At 66.4% G+C, this 21,364-nt stretch carries 21 protein-coding genes; 10 read left to right on the top strand and 11 right to left on the bottom strand.

All coding sequences use genetic code 11. From position 1 onward, the window contains the following. Window positions 1-115 precede the first annotated feature (115 nt). The 4 genes from C491_RS18375 to C491_RS18360 all read left to right on the top strand — a co-directional run bounded on the left by C491_RS18375 (window position 116) and on the right by C491_RS18360 (window position 4,183). Window positions 116-1,069: a polysaccharide deacetylase family protein gene (locus C491_RS18375; RefSeq protein ID WP_005559094.1), complete on the top strand. Its 954-nt coding sequence runs from the start codon at window positions 116-118 to the stop codon at window positions 1,067-1,069. A gap of 125 nt (window positions 1,070-1,194) precedes the next feature. Next, window positions 1,195-2,295, top strand: a complete 1,101-nt coding sequence (locus tag C491_RS18370) for a Gfo/Idh/MocA family protein (protein WP_005559092.1) — start codon at window positions 1,195-1,197, stop codon at window positions 2,293-2,295. Then, window positions 2,292-3,221, top strand: coding sequence for a DUF362 domain-containing protein (locus tag C491_RS18365; protein WP_005559090.1), 930 nt, complete (start codon window positions 2,292-2,294; stop codon window positions 3,219-3,221). Before C491_RS18370 ends, C491_RS18365 begins: the two co-directional genes overlap by 4 nt. Further along, on the top strand, window positions 3,218-4,183 hold the full coding sequence (locus tag C491_RS18360; protein WP_005559088.1) for an NAD-dependent epimerase/dehydratase family protein: 966 nt from the start codon (window positions 3,218-3,220) through the stop codon (window positions 4,181-4,183). The genes C491_RS18365 and C491_RS18360 overlap by 4 nt, the downstream gene beginning before the upstream one ends. Window positions 4,184-4,405: 222 nt before the next feature. Here C491_RS18360 and C491_RS18355 read toward each other — a convergent pair whose 3' ends face one another. After that, window positions 4,406-5,368 (bottom strand): glycosyltransferase, encoded by a 963-nt coding sequence (locus C491_RS18355; RefSeq protein ID WP_005559087.1) that lies wholly within the window; start codon window positions 5,366-5,368, stop codon window positions 4,406-4,408. A gap of 231 nt (window positions 5,369-5,599) precedes the next feature. Here C491_RS18355 and C491_RS18350 point away from each other — a divergent pair, with 231 nt between their 5' ends. After that, window positions 5,600-6,700 (top strand): DUF354 domain-containing protein, encoded by a 1,101-nt coding sequence (locus tag C491_RS18350; protein ID WP_005559085.1) that lies wholly within the window; start codon window positions 5,600-5,602, stop codon window positions 6,698-6,700. A 357-nt stretch (window positions 6,701-7,057) separates the two neighbouring features. Further along, window positions 7,058-8,422 (top strand): glycine cleavage T C-terminal barrel domain-containing protein, encoded by a 1,365-nt coding sequence (locus C491_RS18345; RefSeq protein WP_049892309.1) that lies wholly within the window; start codon window positions 7,058-7,060, stop codon window positions 8,420-8,422. A gap of 322 nt (window positions 8,423-8,744) precedes the next feature. On the opposite strand, the gene C491_RS18340 is transcribed toward C491_RS18345, so the two are convergent. Genes C491_RS18340 through C491_RS18320 form a run of 5 tightly spaced genes read right to left on the bottom strand, consistent with a single transcriptional unit; the run spans window position 8,745 to window position 13,995 of the window. Continuing rightward, window positions 8,745-9,821: a glycosyltransferase family 2 protein gene (locus C491_RS18340; RefSeq protein ID WP_005559080.1), complete on the bottom strand. Its 1,077-nt coding sequence runs from the start codon at window positions 9,819-9,821 to the stop codon at window positions 8,745-8,747. After that, window positions 9,814-11,265, bottom strand: coding sequence for a nucleotide sugar dehydrogenase (locus C491_RS18335; RefSeq protein WP_005559078.1), 1,452 nt, complete (start codon window positions 11,263-11,265; stop codon window positions 9,814-9,816). The genes C491_RS18340 and C491_RS18335 overlap by 8 nt, the downstream gene beginning before the upstream one ends. Then, window positions 11,262-12,242, bottom strand: a complete 981-nt coding sequence (locus C491_RS18330) for a Gfo/Idh/MocA family protein (RefSeq protein WP_005559076.1) — start codon at window positions 12,240-12,242, stop codon at window positions 11,262-11,264. The genes C491_RS18335 and C491_RS18330 overlap by 4 nt, the downstream gene beginning before the upstream one ends. Then, window positions 12,239-13,420 (bottom strand): DegT/DnrJ/EryC1/StrS family aminotransferase, encoded by a 1,182-nt coding sequence (locus tag C491_RS18325; protein WP_005559074.1) that lies wholly within the window; start codon window positions 13,418-13,420, stop codon window positions 12,239-12,241. Before C491_RS18325 ends, C491_RS18330 begins: the two co-directional genes overlap by 4 nt. Further along, entirely contained in the window at window positions 13,417-13,995 is a 579-nt protein-coding gene (locus C491_RS18320; RefSeq protein WP_005559073.1) for an acyltransferase, read from the bottom strand. Before C491_RS18320 ends, C491_RS18325 begins: the two co-directional genes overlap by 4 nt. Window positions 13,996-14,403: 408 nt before the next feature. Here C491_RS18320 and C491_RS18315 point away from each other — a divergent pair, with 408 nt between their 5' ends. Then, window positions 14,404-14,940, top strand: a complete 537-nt coding sequence (locus C491_RS18315; protein ID WP_005559072.1) for a DUF7344 domain-containing protein — start codon at window positions 14,404-14,406, stop codon at window positions 14,938-14,940. A gap of 314 nt (window positions 14,941-15,254) precedes the next feature. Here C491_RS18315 and C491_RS18305 read toward each other — a convergent pair whose 3' ends face one another. The 3 genes from C491_RS18305 to C491_RS18295 form a co-directional block, all read right to left on the bottom strand. Next, window positions 15,255-16,253, bottom strand: a complete 999-nt coding sequence (locus C491_RS18305; RefSeq protein ID WP_005559070.1) for a DUF1616 domain-containing protein — start codon at window positions 16,251-16,253, stop codon at window positions 15,255-15,257. Between the two features lie 186 nt (window positions 16,254-16,439). Then, complete coding sequence (locus C491_RS18300; RefSeq protein WP_005559069.1) at window positions 16,440-16,715, bottom strand: PadR family transcriptional regulator; 276 nt, start codon at window positions 16,713-16,715, stop codon at window positions 16,440-16,442. A 178-nt stretch (window positions 16,716-16,893) separates the two neighbouring features. Next, on the bottom strand, window positions 16,894-17,223 hold the full coding sequence (locus C491_RS18295) for a helix-turn-helix domain-containing protein (RefSeq protein ID WP_049892305.1): 330 nt from the start codon (window positions 17,221-17,223) through the stop codon (window positions 16,894-16,896). Window positions 17,224-17,753: 530 nt separating this feature from the next. Here C491_RS18295 and C491_RS24430 point away from each other — a divergent pair. Together C491_RS24430 and C491_RS18290 are read left to right on the top strand one after the other, a co-directional pair. Continuing rightward, window positions 17,754-17,912: a DUF7563 family protein gene (locus C491_RS24430; protein ID WP_008425347.1), complete on the top strand. Its 159-nt coding sequence runs from the start codon at window positions 17,754-17,756 to the stop codon at window positions 17,910-17,912. Window positions 17,913-18,092: 180 nt separating this feature from the next. After that, the gene (locus tag C491_RS18290; protein WP_005559066.1) at window positions 18,093-18,596 is read left to right on the top strand and encodes a DUF7344 domain-containing protein; all 504 of its coding nucleotides are present in this window, start codon (window positions 18,093-18,095) and stop codon (window positions 18,594-18,596) included. Window positions 18,597-18,628: 32 nt separating this feature from the next. On the opposite strand, the gene C491_RS18285 is transcribed toward C491_RS18290, so the two are convergent. Together C491_RS18285 and C491_RS18280 are read right to left on the bottom strand one after the other, a co-directional pair. Beyond that, window positions 18,629-19,093, bottom strand: a complete 465-nt coding sequence (locus tag C491_RS18285; protein ID WP_005559064.1) for a helix-turn-helix transcriptional regulator — start codon at window positions 19,091-19,093, stop codon at window positions 18,629-18,631. 207 nt (window positions 19,094-19,300) lie between these two features. Beyond that, window positions 19,301-19,654, bottom strand: coding sequence for a hypothetical protein (locus C491_RS18280; protein WP_005559063.1), 354 nt, complete (start codon window positions 19,652-19,654; stop codon window positions 19,301-19,303). Window positions 19,655-19,982: 328 nt separating this feature from the next. Between C491_RS18280 and allB the strand changes: the two genes are divergently transcribed. Beyond that, complete coding sequence (allB, locus tag C491_RS18275) at window positions 19,983-21,350, top strand: allantoinase AllB (RefSeq protein ID WP_005559062.1); 1,368 nt, start codon at window positions 19,983-19,985, stop codon at window positions 21,348-21,350. Window positions 21,351-21,364 lie beyond the last annotated feature (14 nt).

Below are 21,364 nucleotides of genomic sequence, written 5' to 3'. Positions count from 1 at the left end.
TACCGACCGGTTACCGTCCGCAGCGGGCGGCCGGATGGTCGGAACGGCGCCCATAACAAAACGACGCAGGCGCTATCGGCATCCCCATGAACGATCCCCAACGGTGGTGGGCGCTGTGGGCAGCGTCGTAATCTCGCTCGACGCCGAGCTCGGGTGGGGGTTTCACGATCTCGACTCCCCGCCGAGCGCTCGAGTCGAGGCCGGCCGACGCGGCTGGGTGGCTATGCTCGAGCTGTGCGCCGAGTACGACGTCCCCGCGACGTGGGCCGTCGTCGGCCACCTCATGCTCGAGTCCTGTGACGGGCGACACGCCGACCATCCCGTGCCGAACGGATGGTTCGACCGCGAGCAAGGGGAGTGGGCCGATCGCGAGGACCTTCGGTTCTGTCCGGATCTGGTTCGCGCGATCCTCGACTCCGACGTCGACCACGAGTTCGCCAGTCACTCGTTCTCGCACGTCCTGTTCGGACAGCCCGAAACCGACCGCGAACTCGCGGCAGCCGAACTCGAGCGGAGCCTCGAGCTGGCGCGGGAGTGGGGGCAGACGGTCGACTCGTTCGTCTACCCGCGAAACGACGTCGGCCACCGCGACGTGCTCGCCGAGTACGGCGTCGGCGCCTACCGCGGTCGGTCCCCGACCCACGACGGGATTCGCGGCCTCTTCGACTCGACGCTGCGGGATCGGTCGATGATCGTCGAACCGATCGTCGACGAGTACGGCCTGGTGAACGTTCCGGCGTCGCTGTTCCTGTTCGGCTTCGAGGGACCCGCGCGGACGGTCGCCGAATCGGTCTGGAGTGATCCGATGGTCGTGCTGGCTCGTCGCGGCATCGACGAGGCAGTCGATGCCGATGGCCTCTTTCACATGTGGCTCCACCCGAACAACCTCACTCGCGAGCGCGACGACGATCGGATGGGGGCGATCCTCTCCTATCTGGATCGGCGACGAGCCGAAACCGACCTCACTGTCGAGACGATGGCCGACGTCGCCCGCCGAACGAAGGCAGCCGACGGGGTCGACGGAACCCCAAACAGCGTCGACGGTCGGGCGACGGCAAGACAGCCGTGAGTTCGGCCGTCGAGCGAATCGACGTCGTGTAGGCCGCGTATTCGTGTAGAAGGGACGATCTACTCGGCGTCTGACGGCGGTACGGCGGCGATAACAAAGCCCGCAGCCACCACGTTCTCGAGCGAATGCTCTCACAGTTTCGCGGCCGGTCGACCGACTCGAAGCCGCTCTCGATCGGCGTTCTCGGGGTCGGGAACATCGGCATGGTGCATCTGAAATCGGCGCTGGCGATGCCCGGCGTCGAGGTCCCCGCAGCCGCCGACGCGGTTCCGGGGAACCGCGACCGGGCCGAGCGGGCCGGCGTCGACCGAACGTACGACGACTACGCGGCGCTGCTCGCCGCGGAGGATCTCGATGCCGCCGTCGTCGCGCTCCCGCCGTTTCTCCACGCCGAGGCCGTCGAACGGGCCGCCGAGTACGGAATTGACGTCTTCGTCGAGAAGCCCCTGGCCCGCTCGACGGAGGAAGCCGATAGAATGCTCGAAATTGCCGAGCGAGCGGGGATCGCCGTCGGCGTCGACCACACACTTCGGTACCAGCCCGACATGGTCGGCGTCAAGTCGGCCTACGAGGACGGTGGTGTCGGCCACGTTCCCTACGCCTCGATCATCCGGCTCAACGACGGCCCGCTCGGACGTCCGCCCGCAGACACTGCACCGCCGTCCTGGCCGCTCGATCCGAACGCCGTCGGCGGCGGCTCCCTGCTCGAGCTCGGGGTGCACTGCTTCGACGTGCTCGAGTGGCTGTTCGGCGAGCTCGAGGTCCGAGACGCGACGATGGGCCGAACCCTCGAAATTCCCGTCGAGGACGCCGCGACGGTCCTCTTGCGGGCGCCGGAGACGGGGACGACGATCACGGTACACTGTGGCTCCTACCAGTGGGAGGAGCTGCCCGAGGTGAACACGCGGTTGCGCCTCGAGGGAATTACGGGGACGATCACCAACCGGGACCACCTTCCGAAGAACTTCTACGCGGACGCGGCCCGGGCGGCCCTCGAGAACGTCGCCAGCCGCGTCGGCGGTGAGCCGACCGTCTTCGGCCCGACGTTCTACCTGCGGGCCCACTACGACGCGCTGGCCGACTTCTGCGAGGCGGTCCGGGCGAACGAGGAGCCACCCGTCAGCGGGCTCGACGGCCGGCGATCGCTCGCGCTGGCCGAGACCGCCTACGACCTGGCGGCCGAGACCATCGCCGAGGAACTCGAGGTCCCGGAGGTGCGGCCGTGAGCTCCGCTCACCTGGCCGCGATCGACGAGGACGACAGTCGAGGCGGCTGGCGGCCGACCGTCGACGCGCGGCTGGCCCGCCTCGAGTCGGCCGTCGGAGCGGTCCTCGAGCCCCACCGGAAGCGACTCGCGAACGCCGATCGGGTAACCCTCGCTCCGGACGCCCACTACCCGTTCCATCCCTCGACGGGCGTCGTGACCGATCCTGCGGTCGTCGGCGCGGTCGCCGCGTGGCTCGACCGGGAACTCGAGATCGATCTCGTCGTCGTCGGGCGCAGCGACGACCGGATCGCGTTCGAGCGAACGGCGTCGTACCTCGGCTACGACCGACTGGCCGAGCGCTTCGACGCGGCGCTCGTCGACCTCGCTGACGTACCGACGCGAAACGAGTACCGGGCCGTCGACGGGCGCTCGGTCGCGCTCTCGGTGCCGAAGCCGCTGCTCGAGTCGACCGTGATCGTCGTCCCGTCGCTGCGGCCGACCGAGGAGGGAACGGCTGCTGGGGCGGTTCGAACGCTCGGCCGACTCGTAACCTCCGGAGCCGACTCGACTCGGGCCGCGGTCGCCGCGACCCGAACGGTCGATCCCGACCTCGCCGTGCTCGACGGAACGGTCGCCTACGGCGACGATCCCGTCGCGACGAACGTGTTGCTCTCGGGATCGGCGCCCGCCGTCGACGCCGTGGCGACATCCCTGTTGGGTCGAGACGTCGACGCGGACGTCGCGCTCTCTCTGTTGCTCTCAGACGCGGAGCGACCGGTTGCCGTCGAGAACCCCGACGGCGTCGACCTCTCGGGCATCAGGGAGCGACTGGCGGGCGGTCGGCTGCCGCCCTCGGACGACACGCATCCCGCGGTCTCGAGCGCCTACCGGCTCTACGCGGTCGCGAGCGGGGACGCCGTCCCGCCACAGCTCGAGGGACGATGAGCGCGAAGACGGCCGCGGTCACGGGCGCGACGGGGTTTCTGGGAACCCACCTCTGTGATCATCTGCGTGCGGCGGGATGGGACGTCCGGGGGCTCAGTCGGTCCGGCTCGGATCGAGGCGTCGCGGGCGTCGACTGGTACGTCGGCGACCTCTTCGAGCGGGGGACGCTCGAGGCGCTGGTCGACGGGAGCGACGCCGTCTTCCACCTCGCGGGCGCCAGCCTCTGGAGCGCCGACCCCGAGACCGTCCGCCGGGTCAACCGGGAGGGAACCGCGAACCTCCTCGATGCCTGCGCGGCGACCGACGCCGGGCGCGTGGTGTTTACGAGCACCTCGGGAACCCGACGACCGAACGGAAGCGACCCCGTCGCCGACGAGGACGACGTCGCCGAGCCGATCGGGGCCTACCAGGCCTCGAAAGCTCAAGCCGAGCGTCTCGTCGACCGCTACGCCGAGGACTCCGGCGACGCGGTGACGGCCCACCCCACCTCGATCTTCGGCCCCGGCGATCGGAACTTCACGGCACAGCTGCTCGCGATGGGGCTCGAGCGCACGATGCCCGCCTACCTCCCGGGCGGGCTCAGCATCGTCGGCGTCGACGACGTCGTCGCGGGACTGGTCGCCGCGGCCGAGCGCGGCGAGTCCGGCGAACACTACATCCTCGGTGGCGAGAACCTCACCTACGACCGCGCGGTCTCGCGGATCGCCGCCCACCTCGAGGGATCGCCCGCTCGAATCCCCGTTCCGGCGACCACGATCCGCGCCGCAGGTCCCGTCGCCGAACTCGTCGACGCCGCCACCGGTCGGCGCGTGTTTCCCTTCGATCGGCGAATGGCCCGACTCGCGACCCAGCGGCTGTTCTACACCTCACGGAAGGCCCACGAGGAGCTGGGGTACACCTATCGCCCGCTCGAGGCTCACCTGCCGGAGACGATGGCCTGGTACCGCGAGGAGATTCAGTAGCCGGGCTCAGCCCCGGCCATCCTGCGAGGTCGAGCCGACCGGAGCTAACTGTTGTTCTGTTACTAACAACATACCATAAAGACATATACTGTTCGCTCACTGAATTGATACTGCCAGGAGCCCCCTGCTGCGCTCCGGCCCTCCCCCTCGTTTTTCAGATGGGACGTGATCCGGTCTCGCTCCCGCCAACAGTCACCCGCTGCGGCGAGTCTGGTCGGGTCGCTACCGCTTTGCGGGAACTCTCGGGACTCGAGTCGGTACTCGTTTCCCGGTCGCGCGCTCGTAGACCGCGAGCATTCGCTCCGCGGTTCGATCGATGCTCACCTCATGGGCCGCCTCCCGTCCGTTCGAGCGCTCGCCGCGCTCGAGGATGCCCACCAGCCCATCGACCAGTTCCCGATCGGATCGCGCGACGACCGAGGGGTCGACCCCGGCCAGTCGCTCGGGCACGTCGCCGACGGCGAGCGAGACCACGGGGACATTACAGGCCATCGCCTCCTTAACCGAGTTGGGCGACCCCTCGCTGTCGGACGTCAGTAGCAGGGCGTCGGCGGCGTTGAAATACGTCGCGACGGCGTCGTGATCGACGCCCGAGATCGTCTGCAGGCGAACCGGTCGATCGACGCGGCTCGAGACGGCGTCGACGACCCGCTTCGCCCGGGGATAGTTTTTCACCGTGCGTGCGGGCGGATAGGGAAAGAGGACGTGGTACTCGTCGTCCGCCCAGCCGACAGTTTCTCGCGCGCGCGAGCGGGGTTCAGGCCGGAACCGCTCGAGGTCGACGCCGTCGGGGATCACCGTACAGTCCCGACCGAGCGCGGCACCCATCTCGGCCGACATGACGACCACCTCCGCACACAGCGGCGCACAGAGCTTGCTCACGGGCGCGGTCGGGCCGTGGACGTCCGAGCCCCACAGCGAGAGCACGACGGGGAGCCGGAGCTGGGCCAGCGCGGCCGGCGCGGTCAGCCCGTAGTGGGCGTGAACCAGGTCGTACTCCGGGCCCGCCTCCCGGAGCACCCGCGGGACCGTCCGAACGTAGTCGAGCGGGCTCCGGGCGGTGTCGGCGCTCACCTCGCCGGCGACTGACATCGTCGTCACGGAGACGCCCCGCTGCTCGAGGGCGTCCACCTGCTGGGTCAGAAACGGCGCGTCGGCGTTAGCCGTCACGGCGAGGACGTTCATCGACCGAGGCGACCGCCCCGCGACGGTTTGTTATGGACGGAGAAACTCGGTCGGCGGCGGCTGTTACGGGGAGCATACGCCCGACGGAACGGGCTCGACGCTCGAGCACGCGATCGGAGACCGTCCGTCGCTCGGATCTGGAGGCGCGTGTCCGGCTCGAGTCGGCGAACGGCCGGCCGAGCGTGGGTAGCCCGCCGATTACAAAGGGTCGGCGACGGGTACGGGGAGGCGATGCGGATTCTGGTCTTCGCGAATACGCCCGCCCACGTCCACCTGTACCGCCACGCCGTCGACAGGCTCGAGCGAGCCGGCCACAACGTTCTCGTGTTGACCCGCGAGTACGCCTGTACGACCGACCTGCTCGACTTTTTCGGGATGCCGTACCGGGTGTACGGCGGCCACGGCACCGACGCCTACTCCCGACTGCGGTTCGCCCGCGAGCTGGGCGGTCAGCTCGGAACGATCGTCCGCGAGTCGCTGCGCTTTCGCCCCGACGTCGTCTTCGGCCGCGGACCCTACGCGGCCCTTGCGGGGACAGTCACGCAAACGCCGACGGTGCTCGTCCTCGACGACGAGCCGGGCGACTTCAACTACACCGTCTCCCGACCGTTCGCCGACTGCATCCTCTCGCCGGCGGTCACGCGCCGGGATCTGGGCGACGACCACTACACGTTCGAGGGGTTCAAGGAGTGCGCCTATCTCCACCCCGACGTCTTCGAACCCGACGCGCGGATTCGCGAGTATCTCGGCGTCGCCGACGACGAGCCCTACGTCCTCCTCCGGTTCAACGCACTCGACGCGCTCCACGACACCGACCTCGAGGGGTTTACACCCGAACAGCGACGGGATCTGATCGACCGCCTGAGCGAGGACGCGACGGTGTTCGTCTCCGACGAGGGCGGCCGGATGGAGCTTCGGGACACCCCCGCTCGGCCGTACGACCTCCACCCCGCGCTGATCCACGATGCGATGGCCGAGGCCTCGCTGCTGGTCGCCGACACGGGGACGATGGCCACCGAGGCCGCCCTGCTCGGTACCCCCGCGTTTCGCTACCAGGGCACCGACGAGCACGAGTACGGCGAGTTCGAGGAACTCGAGCGCGCCGGCCTCGCCGAGCAGTTCGACTCCTACGGCCCGCTGTGCGAGCGCTCGCTCGAGATCCTCGCCGACGACGAGGCCGACGCCAGCTGGCAGCGACGTCGGCAGGCCTACGTCGGCGAACTGGTGAACCTGACCGACCTGCTGGTCGACGTCGCGACCGCCCGGGGCTCGCTCGAGGGGCTCAGCCCGCCGGCCAAGCGGGCGATTCGGCCTCGATCGCAGTCGCTGTAGCCTCGTCGAACCGCTGTTCCAGTTCGCACGGTTCGAACCGTCGTCCTCACTGCTTCCACCGAGAACCTGCGAAAGTGATCACGAATGCGTGAAATGTTCTAGACCCGATATAAATGCATTATTCGATTAAGAGAGAGGGCAATGCGGTTACAGGACGTCATTCACTTCCATGGTACGATGCACCATGACGGTGGCCGAGTGTTCACATGCATGACACAAACACCATGACAGTGACCGAGGCATCGACGCTGAACCAAAATTCTACCTCCCGACGGGAGTTACCCCGCCGTTCGATACCAGTCGCATCGGGCGTCTCTGGGCGCAACCATTCCGTTGAATCACCGAAATAGATTACCAATGTCGAGAAACCACCACCCGAACCACCCCAATGTCGACCAATCGGATCGTACTGTTCCCAGAAATCTTCGTCAAACAGGTAACGCAGACGTTGACCTCGTGACCTCTACCCGGGTTCGGAAGTCACCGTTCTGGCACCTTTCCGTCGAGGAGGGGTGTCATCAGGCGACGGTTTACAATCACATGTACCACCCCCGCGCGTACATCGACCCCGAAGACGGAGGTGCGGAAGCCGAGTACGAGTTGCTGGTCAACCACGTAGCGCTATGGGACGTCGCGGTCGAGCGCCAGATTCGTGTCGTGGGACCCGATGCTGAGGCGTTCGTCAACTTCGTCATTACGCGAGACGCGACCGACATCGAGACGATGCGTGGCAAGTACGCCATCTGCTGCAACCAGGACGGCGGTATCCTCAATGACTTCGTCCTGTTGCGGCCTGACGACGACGAGTTCTGGTTCTCCATCGCTGACTCCGACCTGATGCAGTGGTTGCAAGGGGTCACAGTCGGCAATGACTTCGAGGTCGAGATCGACGAGATCGACGTCTCGCCGATGCAGATTCAGGGGCCGAAATCGCCCGACGTGATGGAGTCGCTCATCGGTGATGCGGTCGAAGACGTTCCGTACTACGGACTGCTGGAAGCGACTATCAACGACGTCCCGGTGCTGGTGAGTCAGACGGGCTTCTCCGGAGAGGCAGGGTTCGAAATATACGTCCGTGAAGCGACGAAGAACGCCGAGGCAGTGTGGAATCCAGTACTCGAAACGGTCAAAGACCACGGCGGTGCCGCGACGCCAGTAAACGGTCGTCGACGTATCGCTGCCGGAATCCTGTCGTTGGGGCAGGACATGGACTACGAGACGTCGCCGTTCCAGGTTAACCTCGGCTATCAGGTTCCCGACGACAAGGACGCGGACTACGTCGGCAAAGCCGAGCTGGAACGTCAGAAAGAGGCCATCGAAAACGGTGCGTTTCCGTTCACTCACAAACTGGTCGGTCTGAAAATGGCAGGCGACCCGATTTTGGAATGGCCCTCCGACTACTGGCTCATCTCGGACCCGGAGACGGACGATGAATGTGGCTACCTGACGTCGGCGGGGTGGAATCCGGACCTCGAGACCAATATCGGCCTCGGATTCGTTCCAGCGGCAAAACTGCAGGCTGCGACCGACGTTCCGCTCGACGACTCGATATATGACGCGGGCCTCGATGTGGAGTTTGCAGTCCACCTCCCGGACGAGTACGCTGAGGTGTCTGGCGAACCCGTGTATGCGACACTGGCGAAAGTTCCGTTCAAAGAGTCAGTCAACCCCAGCGCCCGTGAACAGGCCAAAATTCACGCCAGGGACGATATAGACGATTGAGGGTCGTTTCTCCGAAGCCAGGTTGGAATGGGTTCAGCGGATTACAGTGGTTCAAGGAGAAAGGTCACGACTTCAGTCGTGGGAAGAAGTCAGAGTTGGGTGTATTGGTCATCGCCCGACAGACCGACTCGTTCATTGAACATATGAGGAGTACGTTAGTTTAGCTTCGGCGTGTCAACCCATCGAATCGTCGCCCAGTCTTTCACAGCCGAATTTTCGACGTCACTGACCGCTCCACGTGACTTATCGGCTCCTCGAGCCAGTGACCGCTCGGTTCGGATTGGAGACTAAGAGGGCGGAGCGCCGTCCCGTCGGGCCCCCGCTACTCGATCGAACGGGGCGCCGCCTCCTCGAGCCGATCCGACGACCCTCCATCGGCGACGTCCTCGTCTGATCGATCGTACGGGCTCACCTCGAGGGGGGCGTTCTCCTCGCGGTCGAGCCAGATGGCGATTCCGAGGGCCACCGTGCCGACCAGTCCGGCGACGAAGGAGGCGATCGCGCCCGTGAAGCTCTCGGCGCCGCGGACCGCTCGAGCGAGCGAGCCGACCAGTCCGGCGAGCCCACCAGCCAGCCCGGTCGCGCCGGCACCGTAGAAGACGACTGCGGGATGGAAACTGCGGACGACGTAGCGGGTCTTGAGTCGCCACAGGAAGCTCCGCAGCAACAGCAAAGAGACGAACTGGACGAACGACGAGTAGCCGATGCTCGACTCCTCGTCGCCGTAGACGGCCGTCATCGGCACGTCCGCGACGCGGAACTCCGCGACGTTGAGGTGGGTCAGGAGGTGATTGAGGAAGCCGTACTCGTCGGTGATCGACTCGAACTCGAGCGTCTCGATGGCCTCCCTGGAGATGGCGGTGTATCCGTTCTGGGGGTCCGACAGCGTCCAGTAGCCGGTGGCGAACTTTGAGAGCCCGGTGAGGGTGGCGTTGCCGATAAATCGGAACGTCGACATCGAGGCGCGATCGTCGGGAGTCAACAGTCGATTTCCCTTCGCGTAGTCGGCCTCGCCGTCGACGACGGGGTCGAGGATCCGATCGAGGATCGCGGGGTCCATCTGGGCGTCGCCGTTCATCACGGCGACGACGTCGATCCCGTCGGCCGCGGCCCGCTCGTAGCCGGTCTTGACCGCGCCGCCGTACCCCCTGTTTTCCTCGTGGCGGATCGGAACCACTCGTCGGCTGTCGCCGCCGTCGGCGATCACCCGCGCCGGCTCGGTCGACTCGTTGATCCGTTCGGCGACCCGTCGGATGACGGTCCAGGAGTCGTCCGGCGAGGCGTCGTCGACGGCGTAGATCCGATCGACGTAGTCGGGGATCGTCTCGATGACACGACCGACGAACGCCGCCTCGTCGTAGGCGGTGACGACGACGCCGATCGAGCGTCCCTTATACATCGGTCCCACCGTCCGTTCGTCGCGGCTCGAGCGGTGCCGATCGACCGTCGTCCGAGCCGTCGCCGCCTCCGAACGGGGCCGACCCGTCGTGGGAGCCCGCGAACGTGTAGTGGCTGTGGGCCGTTCCCGAGAGGTCGAGGGCGTCCCGGCCGTCGACGACGACCATCGGCTCGAGGTCGGACCAGGGAATTGCCTCGAACTCTTCGTGGGCCGTGACGAGGATCGCGCCGTCGAACGGTTCGTCGGGCAGGTCCTCGAGGGCGACCGGACGGGCGCCGTACTCGGCGGGGTCGACCAGCGGATCGATACCGGCGACGTCGGCCCCCATCTCGCGGAGCGCGTCGACGACGCCCAGCGCGGGCGAGGCGCGGGTCTCCTCGACGCCAGCCCGGTAGGTGATCCCGAGGACGAGCACCGAGGCATCCGCGAGATCGGTGTCGGCGCCGGTCGCCGCGAGCCGGTCGGCGAGGCGATCGACCATCACCGACGGCATCGCGTCGTTGAGCTCGCGGGCGGTTCGCATCACCGGCATCGGCTCCTCGAACCGCGAGAGCAGGAAGTGCGGATAGTACGGAATGCAGTGGCCCCCGACGCCGGGCCCGGGCTCGTGGAGCTGACAGACCGACAGCCCGTTCGCGGTGTCGATCGCCTCCCGCACTGAAATGCCGAGCTCGTCCGCGAGCCGACCCAGCTCGTTCGCGAGCGCGATGTTGACGTCGCGGTAGACGCCCTCGAACACCTTCACGGCCTCCGCGGTCGTCGCGTCGGACACCGCGTGGACCTCGTTGCTCGTGAGTTCGCCGTAGATCAGCTCGGCCGCGCGGGTGCTCGCCGCGTCGACGCCGCCGACGACCTTCGGGTACCGTCCCCGGATGTCCCGCAGGGCCGATCCCGAGGCCGTCCGCTCGGGGCAGAACGCGAGCCCGAGCTCGCCGCGCTCGAGGCCGCTCTCCTGGATCAGATGCGGAAGCAGGACGTCCCGGCAGGAGCCGGGCGGCAGCGTCGACTCGGCGACGACCAGGTCACCTGGCTCGAGCCCGGCCGCGATATCCTCGAGCACCGACTCGACGGTCGCCAGGTCGGGCGAGTCGTCCTCGGCGAGCAGTGTCGGGACGATGATCACGTGGATCCCGGCGTCCGCAGCTGCCGCGGCGCCGTCGGTCGTCGCCGTGAGCCGGCCCCGCTCGACCTGCTCGGCGACGAGGTCGTCGAGTCCCGGTTCGCCGACGACGTGGCTCTCGCCGTCGGCGAGCGTCTCGACGACGGTCGGGTCGACGTCGACCCCGGTGACGTTGCCCGTCGTCTCGGCGTAGACGCCCGCGAGGGGGAGCCCCATCTTGCCGAGTCCGTAGACGGCGACGGGGATCTCGCCGCCGATCAGCCGCTCGCGAAGCTCGCGCTCCGGGAGCTCCGAGCCGTAAATCGAGGGACCGAGTGCGCTCATCGGGCGTTCACCTCCGGTTCGCGTCTCCTGTTTCCGAGCCGCGAATCGATCGCCTGGACCGTCTCGAGGGCCGCGATCCCGTCCTCGGCGGTCACTTCGGGCTCGGATCCGGTACGGACGGCCTCGACGAACGACTCGAGCTCGCACCGCAGCGGTTCGCTCGTCGCGATCCGCGGGCGTTCGACCACACTCTCGTGGCGGTAGCGGTTCTGGCCGTCGTCGGTCAGGTACTCGGGGTAGGAATCCCGGTGGATCAGCACCGACTGCTCGAGGTAGTCGACCTCGACGAGACACTCGCGGGCGGTGACGGTGAGTTTCCGAACCTTCTTCTGGGTTACCCGGCTCGCGGTCAGCGTCGCGACGATATCGCCGTACTCCATCGTCGCCGTCGCGTACCGTCCGTCGGCCGCCCCGATCGCCGAGATCGACGTGGGCGTCCGGCCGAGGAGGGCGCCCACGACGTCGACGTCGTGGATCATCAGATCGAAGACGACGTCGCCGGGCGCGTCGCGGTTGATCGGCGGGCCGAGCCGTTCGGCCTCGATCCCGATGACGTCGAGGTCCTCGATCAGGTCCTCGAGCATCCCCACCGCGGGGTTGAACCGTTCGATGTGGCCGACCTGCAGGACTCGCCCGGCGTTCCGTGCCTGTTCGGCGAGGGCGCGGCCCTCCGCGACCGAACCCGCGATCGGTTTCTCGACCAGCACGTCGACGCCGGCCTCGAGACACCGCGAGACGACCTCGGCGTGTGCGTGCGTCGGCACGGCGACGGTGACGACGTCGACCCGTTCGAGCAGCGCCTCGAGGGCGACGACGTCGGTTCCGTGCTCGGCGGCGACCCGCCGGGCGACCTCGCGGTCGCGGTCGGCGACGCCGACGAGGTCGACGGTTCGGAGCTCGCTGTACACCCGCGCGTGATTCTGCCCCATCGAGCCGGCGCCGACGACGCCGGCTCTGACGGTAGATTGGTCGGTCATTGGGTATCGTAGTGGTCCCACACTGCCTCGACGACAGTTCGGCGGTCGTCGGCCGAAAGCGACGGGTGAACAGGCAGGGAGAGCACCTCGTCGGCGGCCCGTTCGGCCTCGGGGAACGTCGCCGCGGCCGTGCTGACCGACCCGTAGGCGGGCTGGCGGTGGATCGGTCGGTCGTAGTAGATTCCGGTGTCGATGCTCCGGTCCGCGAGCGATTCGGCGAGCGCGTCCCGGTCGGTCGTCCGGACCGTGTACTGGTGGTAGACGTGCCGATACCGCGGCGGCTCGGTCGGCGTCTCGAGCGGGAGCTCGATGAACGCCTCGTCGTAGGCGGCGGCGTGCTCCCGGCGAGCCCGATTGAACGACGGCAGTCGCTCGAGCTGGACGCGACCGATCGCGGCCGCGACGCCCGTCAGCCGGAAGTTGTGGCCGAGCTCGAGGTGATCGTAGCCGCCGGTACCGGTCTCGCCCCGGCCGTGGTTGACGTACCGCGCCGCTCGCTCGGCGACGGCCTCGCGGTCGGTCGTGACCATCCCGCCCTCGGCCGTCGTCATGTTCTTGGTCGGGTAAAACGAGAAGCAGGCGGCGTCGCCCAGCGTGCCGACCCGGTCCCCCCCACATTTCGCGCCGTGAGCCTGGCAGGCGTCCTCGAGGACGAACAGGTCGTGATCCTCGGCGAGGTCTACAAGGGCGGGCATCGGCGCCGGCAGTCCGTAGAGATGAACCGGCAGCAGGCCGACGACGTCCTCCCTGTCTCGCAGGACTCGTTCGACGGCCTCCGGATCCAGCGCGTACGTCTCGGGGTCGATGTCGGCGAACACCGGCGTCCCGCCCGCGAGCCGGATCGCGTTCGCGCTCGCAACGAAGGAAAACGGGGAGGTGACGACGGCATCGCCGTCCTCGAGCCCCAGGGCCTCGAGGGCGGTCACCAGCGCCGTCGTCCCGTTCGAGGTCGCGACGGCCCGGTCGGCCCCGCAGAAGGCGGCGAACTCGCGCTCGAAGGCCCGAACCTCGGGACCGTCTGCGAGCGCGCCGCTCTCGAGGACCTCCCGAACGCGGTCGATCGCGTCCGGACCGAGTTCGGGATCGGCGATCGGGATCCCGTCGTCGCTCGGCTCGTCGGTTACGCGCTCGATACTCGTTTCGGCGTCGATCTCGGGATTGGTTTCTGTGTCGGTCATTCGAGCTGGTTCGGTCCCTCGAGGGGGGCGGGAAGCGGTTTCGTTCGCGCCGGTGCGCCCACGGCGAGGCTGTCGGCGGGGACGTCCTCGACGACGACGGCGCCGGCCGCGACGAACGCGTTCTTGCCGACGGTCACGCCCGGCAGGATCGTCGCGTTCGCGCCCACCGAGGCGCCGTCCTCGAGGGTCGGTCCCTCGAGGTCGACCTCGGTCCGGACGGGGTACTCGTCGTTGGTCATGACGGCACCGGGGCCGACGAAGACGTTGTCACCGATCGTCGTCTCGGTCGGCACGTAGACGTTCGTCTGGAGGCTGACGTGCGAGCCGATCGTCGTCTCGCCGTCGACGACGGTCTTCGTGCCGACGAGCACGTCGTCGCCGATCGTGGTTCCCTCGCGGATCAGCACGTCGTGACCGGTCGTGAACCCGTCGCCGATCGTCACGTCGCCGTAGACGATCGAACCGGCCCTGATCGTCGCGTCGGCGCCGACCCTGGTCGGCTCGTCGAACTCGCCGTGATCGATCGTCGCGCCGTCGGCGATCGTACAGCCCTCGCCGGAGACGAACCGTGTCACGGCGACCAGCCTCCGCGCGGGAACGCGACGGTTCGTCCCTGCACTCGTCGGTCGTATCTGGATGTGCTCATAGATGCTCGATACCCGGATGGGTGATCGTCCGGACACAGCCGGTAGCGAGGCTTTGTTATCCCCGGCTTGACGGTCGCGTAGTCCCGTACTACGTCGGCGCTCGAGGGACGAAACGAACCGACACCCTCGCGGATTCGATCGATCGCTACCGGTGACCACGGGGCCGATCGGCCGGAATCGTCGCTACCGACGTCAGTCACGGCTTCTAACCGGTATATGGCGGTTTCGCCCGGGTAGCCGCGAGATAGTAAAGGGTTGCTCCGTCCCAGTCGGTGGTGTGAGCTATCCGACCAGACCCGATCTCCGGGCACGGGAGACGGGATCGCGAGGGAACCTATGACCGATCGAGAGTTCAGCCAGGCCGAACTGTTCGACGTGTTCAGCAACGCCCGCAGACGCCAGGCGGTCAGGTATCTGAAACGACAGGGCGGGAGCTGCGATCTCGCGCCGCTGGTCGAACAGGTCGCCGCCTGGGAGAACGAGATCGGTACCGACGACGTGACGCGAACGCAGCGCCGCCGCGTCTACATCTCGCTGTACCAGACCCCCCTGCCGATGCTCGAAGATCACGGAATCGTCGACTGGGACCCAGATACGCATACGATCGATCTCCTCCCCAGCAGCGAGGTGTTCGAACCCTACCTCGATCGGCGGCTCGGACAGCAACGACCCTGGCACCGGATCTACGCGGGGGTAACGGCGCTCGGCGTCGTCGCGCTGGCGCTTACCTGGCTGTCCGTCGGGCCCGCGACGGCGACGCTCGCTCCCGCGGTCGCGCTCGCGCTCTGTCTCGCCGTGTTGTTCGTGTCGATCGTCCACCGCGCCTCGAGGAATCCGGAGCTGACGCTACCGTTCGGTGTGGTGGGCCGATAGCTCCATTGGGACTTCCGTCACGAGACTGCACACCGTTTCTCGGCCGGTCGGTCGTCTCCGCTCGTTTCGGCAGTCGCTCGAGGTTCCACGGTCCGACAGCTCTCGAACACCGCACCCGCATTACGCTCGGTCATATCGTTGAACGACCAGCGCCGGCTGTACTCACGCTCCGGGTTCGATCCGATTCGCTCGAAGCCGGCCCGATCCGGTACGGCTCCGGGGGATGAGTTCGAACGACGCGACTCGACGCTTGAGGCAATGGAGGACAGCGAACGGATGCCCAGCACAGCCGCGGACGGAGTCCGTCGAAGCGGTCAGTCGGCCGGCTCCTCGGCGACGGTTACCCAGAAGTAGGTCTCCTCGAGGGCGTCCTCGTTCGTCGCGCCGATCGGCGGGTCGCCCTCGAACAGCAGGACGCTGATCCGAACCGTCTCCCCGGGCTCGGCCGTCGGCGCGACCGGGTACGTACCGTCGTCGGTCTCGCCGCCCGGGACGACGGTCTCGATCTGCTCGTGGTCCGTGCTATCGACGACCTCGCCGCCCTCGATCATCTGCTCCTGGACGACGACCGTGTACTCTCGGGGTTCGTCGCCGCCGTTCTCGACCTCGATGGTCACCGGCACCGACTCGCCCGGCGCGACCTCGTCGGGGAACTCCCCGGCGACGAGGTCGCCCTCCTCGGTCTCCGAGTACAGCGCCAGCTGGTCGTAGCCGCCGGCCGAGGCCGGAAAGAGGAACGCGGCGACGAGCAGCCCGACGGCGAGGACGATCGCGATCCCGAGAACGACCGACGACACCGTTACGCCGCGACCGTCGGCGCCGATCAGTCGCTCGCGGATCGTTCGGATCGAGACGGTAAAGCGGACGGCTGCGGGCGTCCGAAGCCGACGGACGACGCCGAGCTGCGCCAGCCCGATCGTGACGGCGGCGAGCCCGCCGGCGACCGACGCCGCCTCGAGCTCCCAGCCGGCAAACGGGAGCGCGATCACGGTGATCGGCCCGAGTGCCAGCGAGAGCGCGACGGCGAGCCCGAGCCGCTCGACGGTGTCGATCCCGCGCGGCCGACGGTCGGTCGGCGCCGTCGCCGTCTGTTGGGCGGCTCGTTCTCCCGCCGGAAACAGCACCGAGACGAGCGCGTATCCGGGCAGGAACAGCGCGAGCGGAAACGTCACCAGCAGCCGCGGTGCGGTCTCCGGACCGAAGCTCGTGACGGCGAGATACGAGAGCGCCGCCGCCAGCGAGACCAGCGCGAGATCGAGGGGGTACCACCGAAGGAATCCGAGCCGCGTCTCCGTGCTCGTCGGATGACTCACGCGTCGGTCACCACGGCTGGTCGGTCGGTCTGCGCCTCGAGGGCGGAGGCTCGTACCATAGATCGTTGAGCCAGTCCTCGCTCGCGGGCTTTGTTATGTCCGTACTACCGGATATTGCGGCCAGTCGCGGTCATACGGGTCCGAAACGCGCCTCTCGAACTCGTCGTCAGCGCTCGTAGAGTCGAACTACAGGTCGACGTACTGTCGTTCCCACTCGCGTCGTTCGCTGATCTGCTCGTGGCCCTCGTCGGTGATCGCGTAGTAGTTGGTTCGCCTGTCGAGCTCTCCCTTCTCGACGAGTTCCTTGGTGACGAGCGTATCGAGGTTCGGGTACAGTCGGCCGTGATTGATTTCGGAGCTGTAGTACTGTTCGACCTCGTCTTTGACCGTCTGCCCGGACGGACGATCGGCACCTGCGATCACGTACAGCAGGTCGCGCTGAAACCCGGTTAGATCGTGCATTGCTCAATCACAGTGACCGTTCCACTGAGTAGATATTTGTTATCCGTATCATACAGCCGTGCTAGCAGTTCGTTCCCGTCTGACGACCTCAATTAAAATTAGTCTGTAGACGACGATCGTTCGTTCTGGGACGTTACTTGCGCTCTCGAACAGTCCCGCTCGGAGTCCGGCGCCGGTATCACTCGGATTTCGACAGGGAGACATCGATCCCGCTCGAGTCGATTCGGACCGACAGGCCCTCTATCGTCGCCTTGTACGCCGTCGTGTGCGAGCCGTTCTCCTCGAATCGCACACACTCCTCCAGCAGGTCGCTCTCGAGGAGGTTGTTGATGCGCCGATAGACGGTCGCCGAGGAGCTGTCGGTCCGCCCCGTGAGCTCCTTTGCCGTCTTCGGGCCGTCGCTGGTCGCGACGAGGATCGTCCGTGCACAGTCGTCGCCGAGCACGTTGAGCTGCACCGACGGATTCGAGTCCGATTCCACTCGTGTATTGGTCGCTTGCGTTGACATAGTCGTGATCACCCATCTTCGCTGGGGCCGGTGTTCGTCGCCGAGCCGTCCGTCCCCGGCCGGTAGAGCCGCGGCGCGTCGCGATCCGCGGTCGCGTCGCCGCGTTCCAACACGTAAATCGGTAAGCGACAGTGGTATTTGAGAACGGTGGACCTTACACTCAGTTTCAAAATCGCCTGCGGGAGAAACTGTTGATTTCGGTCGGGAAACGAATACTTTCGGCCGGTCTCAACGTGAGAGATCAGGATAGCCTCCGACGAACGAACGAGAACGCGACTGAATTCATCTTGAGATCGGAACGAACCAATATTGGAAAACAGCCTTCAGACGGGCTTTATCGTCCGAAATTAGCCATAAACGACGGGTTTCCGGAGGTATCGGACCGGCTCGGGGGTGAACGGTCTGTGTCCTTTATTCACGTTTGCTCCCCTGGATCCGATGAGACCGGATGGCTCGACGACCGAACTCGCCCGTCGCCCATCCGCGTACACCCACAACCTATGAAACGAACACAACACGGCTGGAAACCGATGGAATCGTCGTCGGCAGGCGCCCGCTGTCGAAACTGTGGGACACACGTCACCCAGCAGTTCGCTCGAGTCTTCGGAGATAACGGTGACGTCGTCCACGGCTGTCCGGCCTGCACGACGTATCGGGAGATGCAATCGGGCGGACACCTACCCAGGTAACAGCCTGACCCGTTCTCGCCGTGTTGGTTTCCTGTTCGGATCGATGGAAGACAATCCTTCCGAACGGACCGATTGGGAATTAATACCGCAGGTTGAAGTTGGTGGTCGGTGAAATCCACGCGTATGTCAGTGGGTGGTGGACCGGTCGGTAACCGTACGTCTTCGAACGCTCTTTGATCAATGTCCGTCCAGACGAACCGAACCGACTCACTCGAGGAAAGCGAGGTTTTTCACATCCTGGGCAACGACCGGCGGCGAGCGATCGTCCAGCTACTCGCCGAGGAAGCCGGACAGGTCGACGTCTCCGAGGTCGCGACCGAGATCGCGTCGACCGAATCGGAGGCCGCATCGGTCCCGAACAACCTCTACAAGAGCGTCTACGTCTCCCTCCAGCAGACACACCTCCCCCAGCTCCAGGAGGACCTGGTCATCGAGTACGACTCCGACGCGAAGACTATCCGCTCGGGACCGAACTTCGACGACGTCCTCACGTACGTCGACGACGAACCGACCGATCGCTCGTCGACCCTCCGTCTCCACCTGGCGCTCTGTCTGGTCGGCCTGCTCCTGATCGCGATGGCTGGCCTCGACGGGACCATCGGCTCGAGTCTGGATCCCGTCCTCTCGAGCGTGCTCGTCCTGCTGGTCGTCGCCGCGAGCAGCCTCTACCAGCTGCTTGGCTAACGGTTCGGTCACGACCTGTCTGAGAATCGGTTTTATTCGTTTCTGGCGCGTTCCGGCGACTTCGAGGCCGTCGGCTCGTGGCCCGGGAGACAGACCAGGTTCTCCCGTCCGAGTCGAAGCTTCGTTACCTCCTCTTCCTCCTCGAGTTCGGCCAGCAGCCGGCTCACCTTCGCCTTCGACCAGTCGACCGAGTCGACGATCCTCGACTGTTTCATCCGGCCGCCGTTCTCCTCGATGAGTTCACAGACCCGCTCCCGGTCAGTTACGAACTCGTCGTTTCGCTGCGGATCCGGCTCCGTGCCGAGCCCCGACGTCGCCGCGAGCTGATTTCGGACGACGAGCGCGCCACCGAGCATCATCAGCGCGACGAGTCCGGCGACGGCCGCGAGATGTGGGTCCCAGACGAGTCCGGGAGTCGACACGACGCCGAGGGTGACCCTCTCACTGATCGACGGAACGAGCGCGGTAATGACGGGTTCGGAGAGCGCATGGATCATGGTGGCTGGAGAGATCGGTCCGTGTTACTGCGATCCGCGGAACGACCGTCTTACGCTGAACCGTCGACAGCACTCCACAAAGTATTTTTTATAAATCATATATTGTTACTCCGGTAGCGGTATGTCACGCAGACGCTATTCTCAGACGACCTAACGCCAGTGTGGATTACTCTGCCTCGGTAAGGAAATGTGATGTGTTCGGTTCTATTATGTGCCAGGGACGCCGGCAGCCTCGAACCCGGTGACGCCGATGACAGCGAGGATGTAGAGAACGACGAGCACCGACAGCCAGGCGATGACAGTGATGACGATCGCCTCGATCCACCCGCCCGGATAGCGAGCGTTGATCACCGCGAGGTAGGCGACGAACACGAGGAGGGGGCCCAGAAGCGGGATCCAGCCGAAGAAGAAGCCGACGATCGCCCAGACGATCGCGCCGATGAGCGCGGTGATCAGGGCGTAGGTGTAGTCCTCGGTGTCGACGACGACCCTCGCGCCGACGAAGATGCCGAACGCACCGATCAGGAGGCTAACGACGAAGACCACGAGGCTGTCAATCATGCCCAGACCTACCGTCGCGGAGCCGTTAGTTATCTCTCACCTACGCGAACCTGATCCGACGTTGAACCGGTCTCCTCACCCGGTTTCGGACGGTTCGGCGCACAAGCGACCAATCCGTTGATACCGGGAGCAAAACGACGATTATCGAGACGAACGCGTTCGGCCTCCGTCTCGAGCGCTCTCGAGTATCGTCCGGATCGCCAGACACGGGCGGCGTCGCGGACAGTCGATGTGCTACCGGGTTCTCGAGCGTGACTCGGTTCATCCCGTCGCCAACCGCGTTCGGGCAACAGAAGCTATATCCGGATCTCGTGGATAGGTGGGGCCAATGACCGTGGATCTCGTCGTGCGAAACTGCACCGTCGTTACACCGTCCGGACGGACCCCCGACGCCGGCGTCGCGGTCGAGGACGGGACGATCGTCGCCGTCGGCCGCACCGATCGGCTCCCCGACGCAGAGCGGGTCCTCGACGCCGACGGAAACGTTCTCGCACCCGGCGTCGTCGACTGTCACATCCACAACCGCGAACCCGGCCTCGAGTACAAGGAGGACTGGGAGTCCGCAACGCGGGCGGCCGCGGCGGGCGGCGTGACGACCGTCGTCGGGATGCCGAACACCGATCCCGTCATCGACAGCCCCGAACATCTCGAGTTGAAGTACGAGCGAGGCGAGGCCGGCGCCCACGTCGACTTCCAGAGCTACGCCGTCGTCACGAGCGAGAACCTCGAGGCGATCCCCGACCTCGACGACGCCGGTGTATTGGGGTACAAGATCTTCCTGGGCTCGACGGTCGGTGACGTCCCGCCGCCGACCGACGGCGAGATCATAGAGGCGATGGAGCGAATCGGCGAGACGGGCAAGCGCCTAGGCTTTCACGAGGAGAACGGCGAGATCATCGACCACTACACCGAACGGTTCAAGCGCGAGGGACGAAACGAGCCGATCGACCATTCCCACTCGAGGCCCGTGATCGCCGAACGGGAGGCCGTCGAGCGGATGATCACCTTCGCCGAGGAGACCGACGCGAGCGTCCACATGTTCCACGTCTCCTCGGGCTCCGCGGCGAAAGCCGTCGCCCGCGGGAAAGGTCGGGGGGTCGACGTCACCGCGGAGACGACGCCGCACTACCTCTGGTTCACCGAGGACGTGATGCGCGAGCAGGGCAACGTTGCCCGGATCCAGCCACCGATCCGCGACGCCGTCGAGCGCGAGACGCTCTGGGAGGTCGGCATGGACCGTGGCGCGATCGACTGTATCGCGACCGACCACGCCCCACACACCCCCGAGGAGAAGAAGGTCGACGACCCGTTCGGGAACACCTGGGAGGCGAGTTCGGGGTTCGTCGGCCTCGAGACCGAGGTGCCCGTCATGCTCTCCTTCGTCGACGACGGGCGGTTCACCCTCGAGGAGTGGGTGCGTCGCCACTCGACCCGGCCCGCCCAGGTGTGGGGGATGTACCCACAGAAAGGGTCGCTGCAGGTCGGCACCGACGCCGACTTCACGATCGTCGATCCCGAGACGGAGTGGACCCTCGAGAGCGCCGACGAGTTACACTCGAAGAACTGCGTGACGCCGTTCGTCGGGGAGTCGTTCGTCGGCAAGGCGACCGCGACGGTCGTCCGCGGCGAGGTCGTCTACGAGGACGGCGGCGTGGTGGGCGAGTCGGGGTACGGAACGAGAGTCGACGTCGACTGAGGCAGAGGCTGGGG

The organism is Natronococcus amylolyticus DSM 10524, assembly GCF_000337675.1.
Taxonomy (GTDB): Archaea; Halobacteriota; Halobacteria; order Halobacteriales; family Natrialbaceae; genus Natronococcus; species Natronococcus amylolyticus.
This window is presented reverse-complemented; position numbering and strand designations above follow the sequence as displayed.

Bases quoted from the DNA above. Each gene is read 5' to 3' on its own strand.
- C491_RS18370 (WP_005559092.1), top strand. From the start codon at position 1,195: ATGCTCTCACAGTTTCGCGGCCGGTCGACCGACTCGAAGCCGCTCTCG.
- C491_RS18360 (WP_005559088.1), top strand. From the start codon at position 3,218: ATGAGCGCGAAGACGGCCGCGGTCACGGGCGCGACGGGGTTTCTGGGA.
- C491_RS18355 (WP_005559087.1), bottom strand. From the start codon at position 5,368: ATGAACGTCCTCGCCGTGACGGCTAACGCCGACGCGCCGTTTCTGACC.
- C491_RS18350 (WP_005559085.1), top strand. From the start codon at position 5,600: ATGCGGATTCTGGTCTTCGCGAATACGCCCGCCCACGTCCACCTGTAC.
- C491_RS18345 (WP_049892309.1), top strand. From the start codon at position 7,058: ATGTCGAGAAACCACCACCCGAACCACCCCAATGTCGACCAATCGGAT.
- C491_RS18340 (WP_005559080.1), bottom strand. From the start codon at position 9,821: ATGTATAAGGGACGCTCGATCGGCGTCGTCGTCACCGCCTACGACGAG.
- C491_RS18335 (WP_005559078.1), bottom strand. From the start codon at position 11,265: ATGAGCGCACTCGGTCCCTCGATTTACGGCTCGGAGCTCCCGGAGCGC.
- C491_RS18330 (WP_005559076.1), bottom strand. From the start codon at position 12,242: ATGACCGACCAATCTACCGTCAGAGCCGGCGTCGTCGGCGCCGGCTCG.
- C491_RS18325 (WP_005559074.1), bottom strand. From the start codon at position 13,420: ATGACCGACACAGAAACCAATCCCGAGATCGACGCCGAAACGAGTATC.
- C491_RS18315 (WP_005559072.1), top strand. From the start codon at position 14,404: ATGACCGATCGAGAGTTCAGCCAGGCCGAACTGTTCGACGTGTTCAGC.
- C491_RS18300 (WP_005559069.1), bottom strand. From the start codon at position 16,715: ATGCACGATCTAACCGGGTTTCAGCGCGACCTGCTGTACGTGATCGCA.
- C491_RS18295 (WP_049892305.1), bottom strand. From the start codon at position 17,223: ATGTCAACGCAAGCGACCAATACACGAGTGGAATCGGACTCGAATCCG.
- C491_RS24430 (WP_008425347.1), top strand. From the start codon at position 17,754: ATGGAATCGTCGTCGGCAGGCGCCCGCTGTCGAAACTGTGGGACACAC.
- C491_RS18290 (WP_005559066.1), top strand. From the start codon at position 18,093: ATGTCCGTCCAGACGAACCGAACCGACTCACTCGAGGAAAGCGAGGTT.
- C491_RS18285 (WP_005559064.1), bottom strand. From the start codon at position 19,093: ATGATCCATGCGCTCTCCGAACCCGTCATTACCGCGCTCGTTCCGTCG.
- C491_RS18280 (WP_005559063.1), bottom strand. From the start codon at position 19,654: ATGATTGACAGCCTCGTGGTCTTCGTCGTTAGCCTCCTGATCGGTGCG.
- allB (WP_005559062.1), top strand. From the start codon at position 19,983: ATGACCGTGGATCTCGTCGTGCGAAACTGCACCGTCGTTACACCGTCC.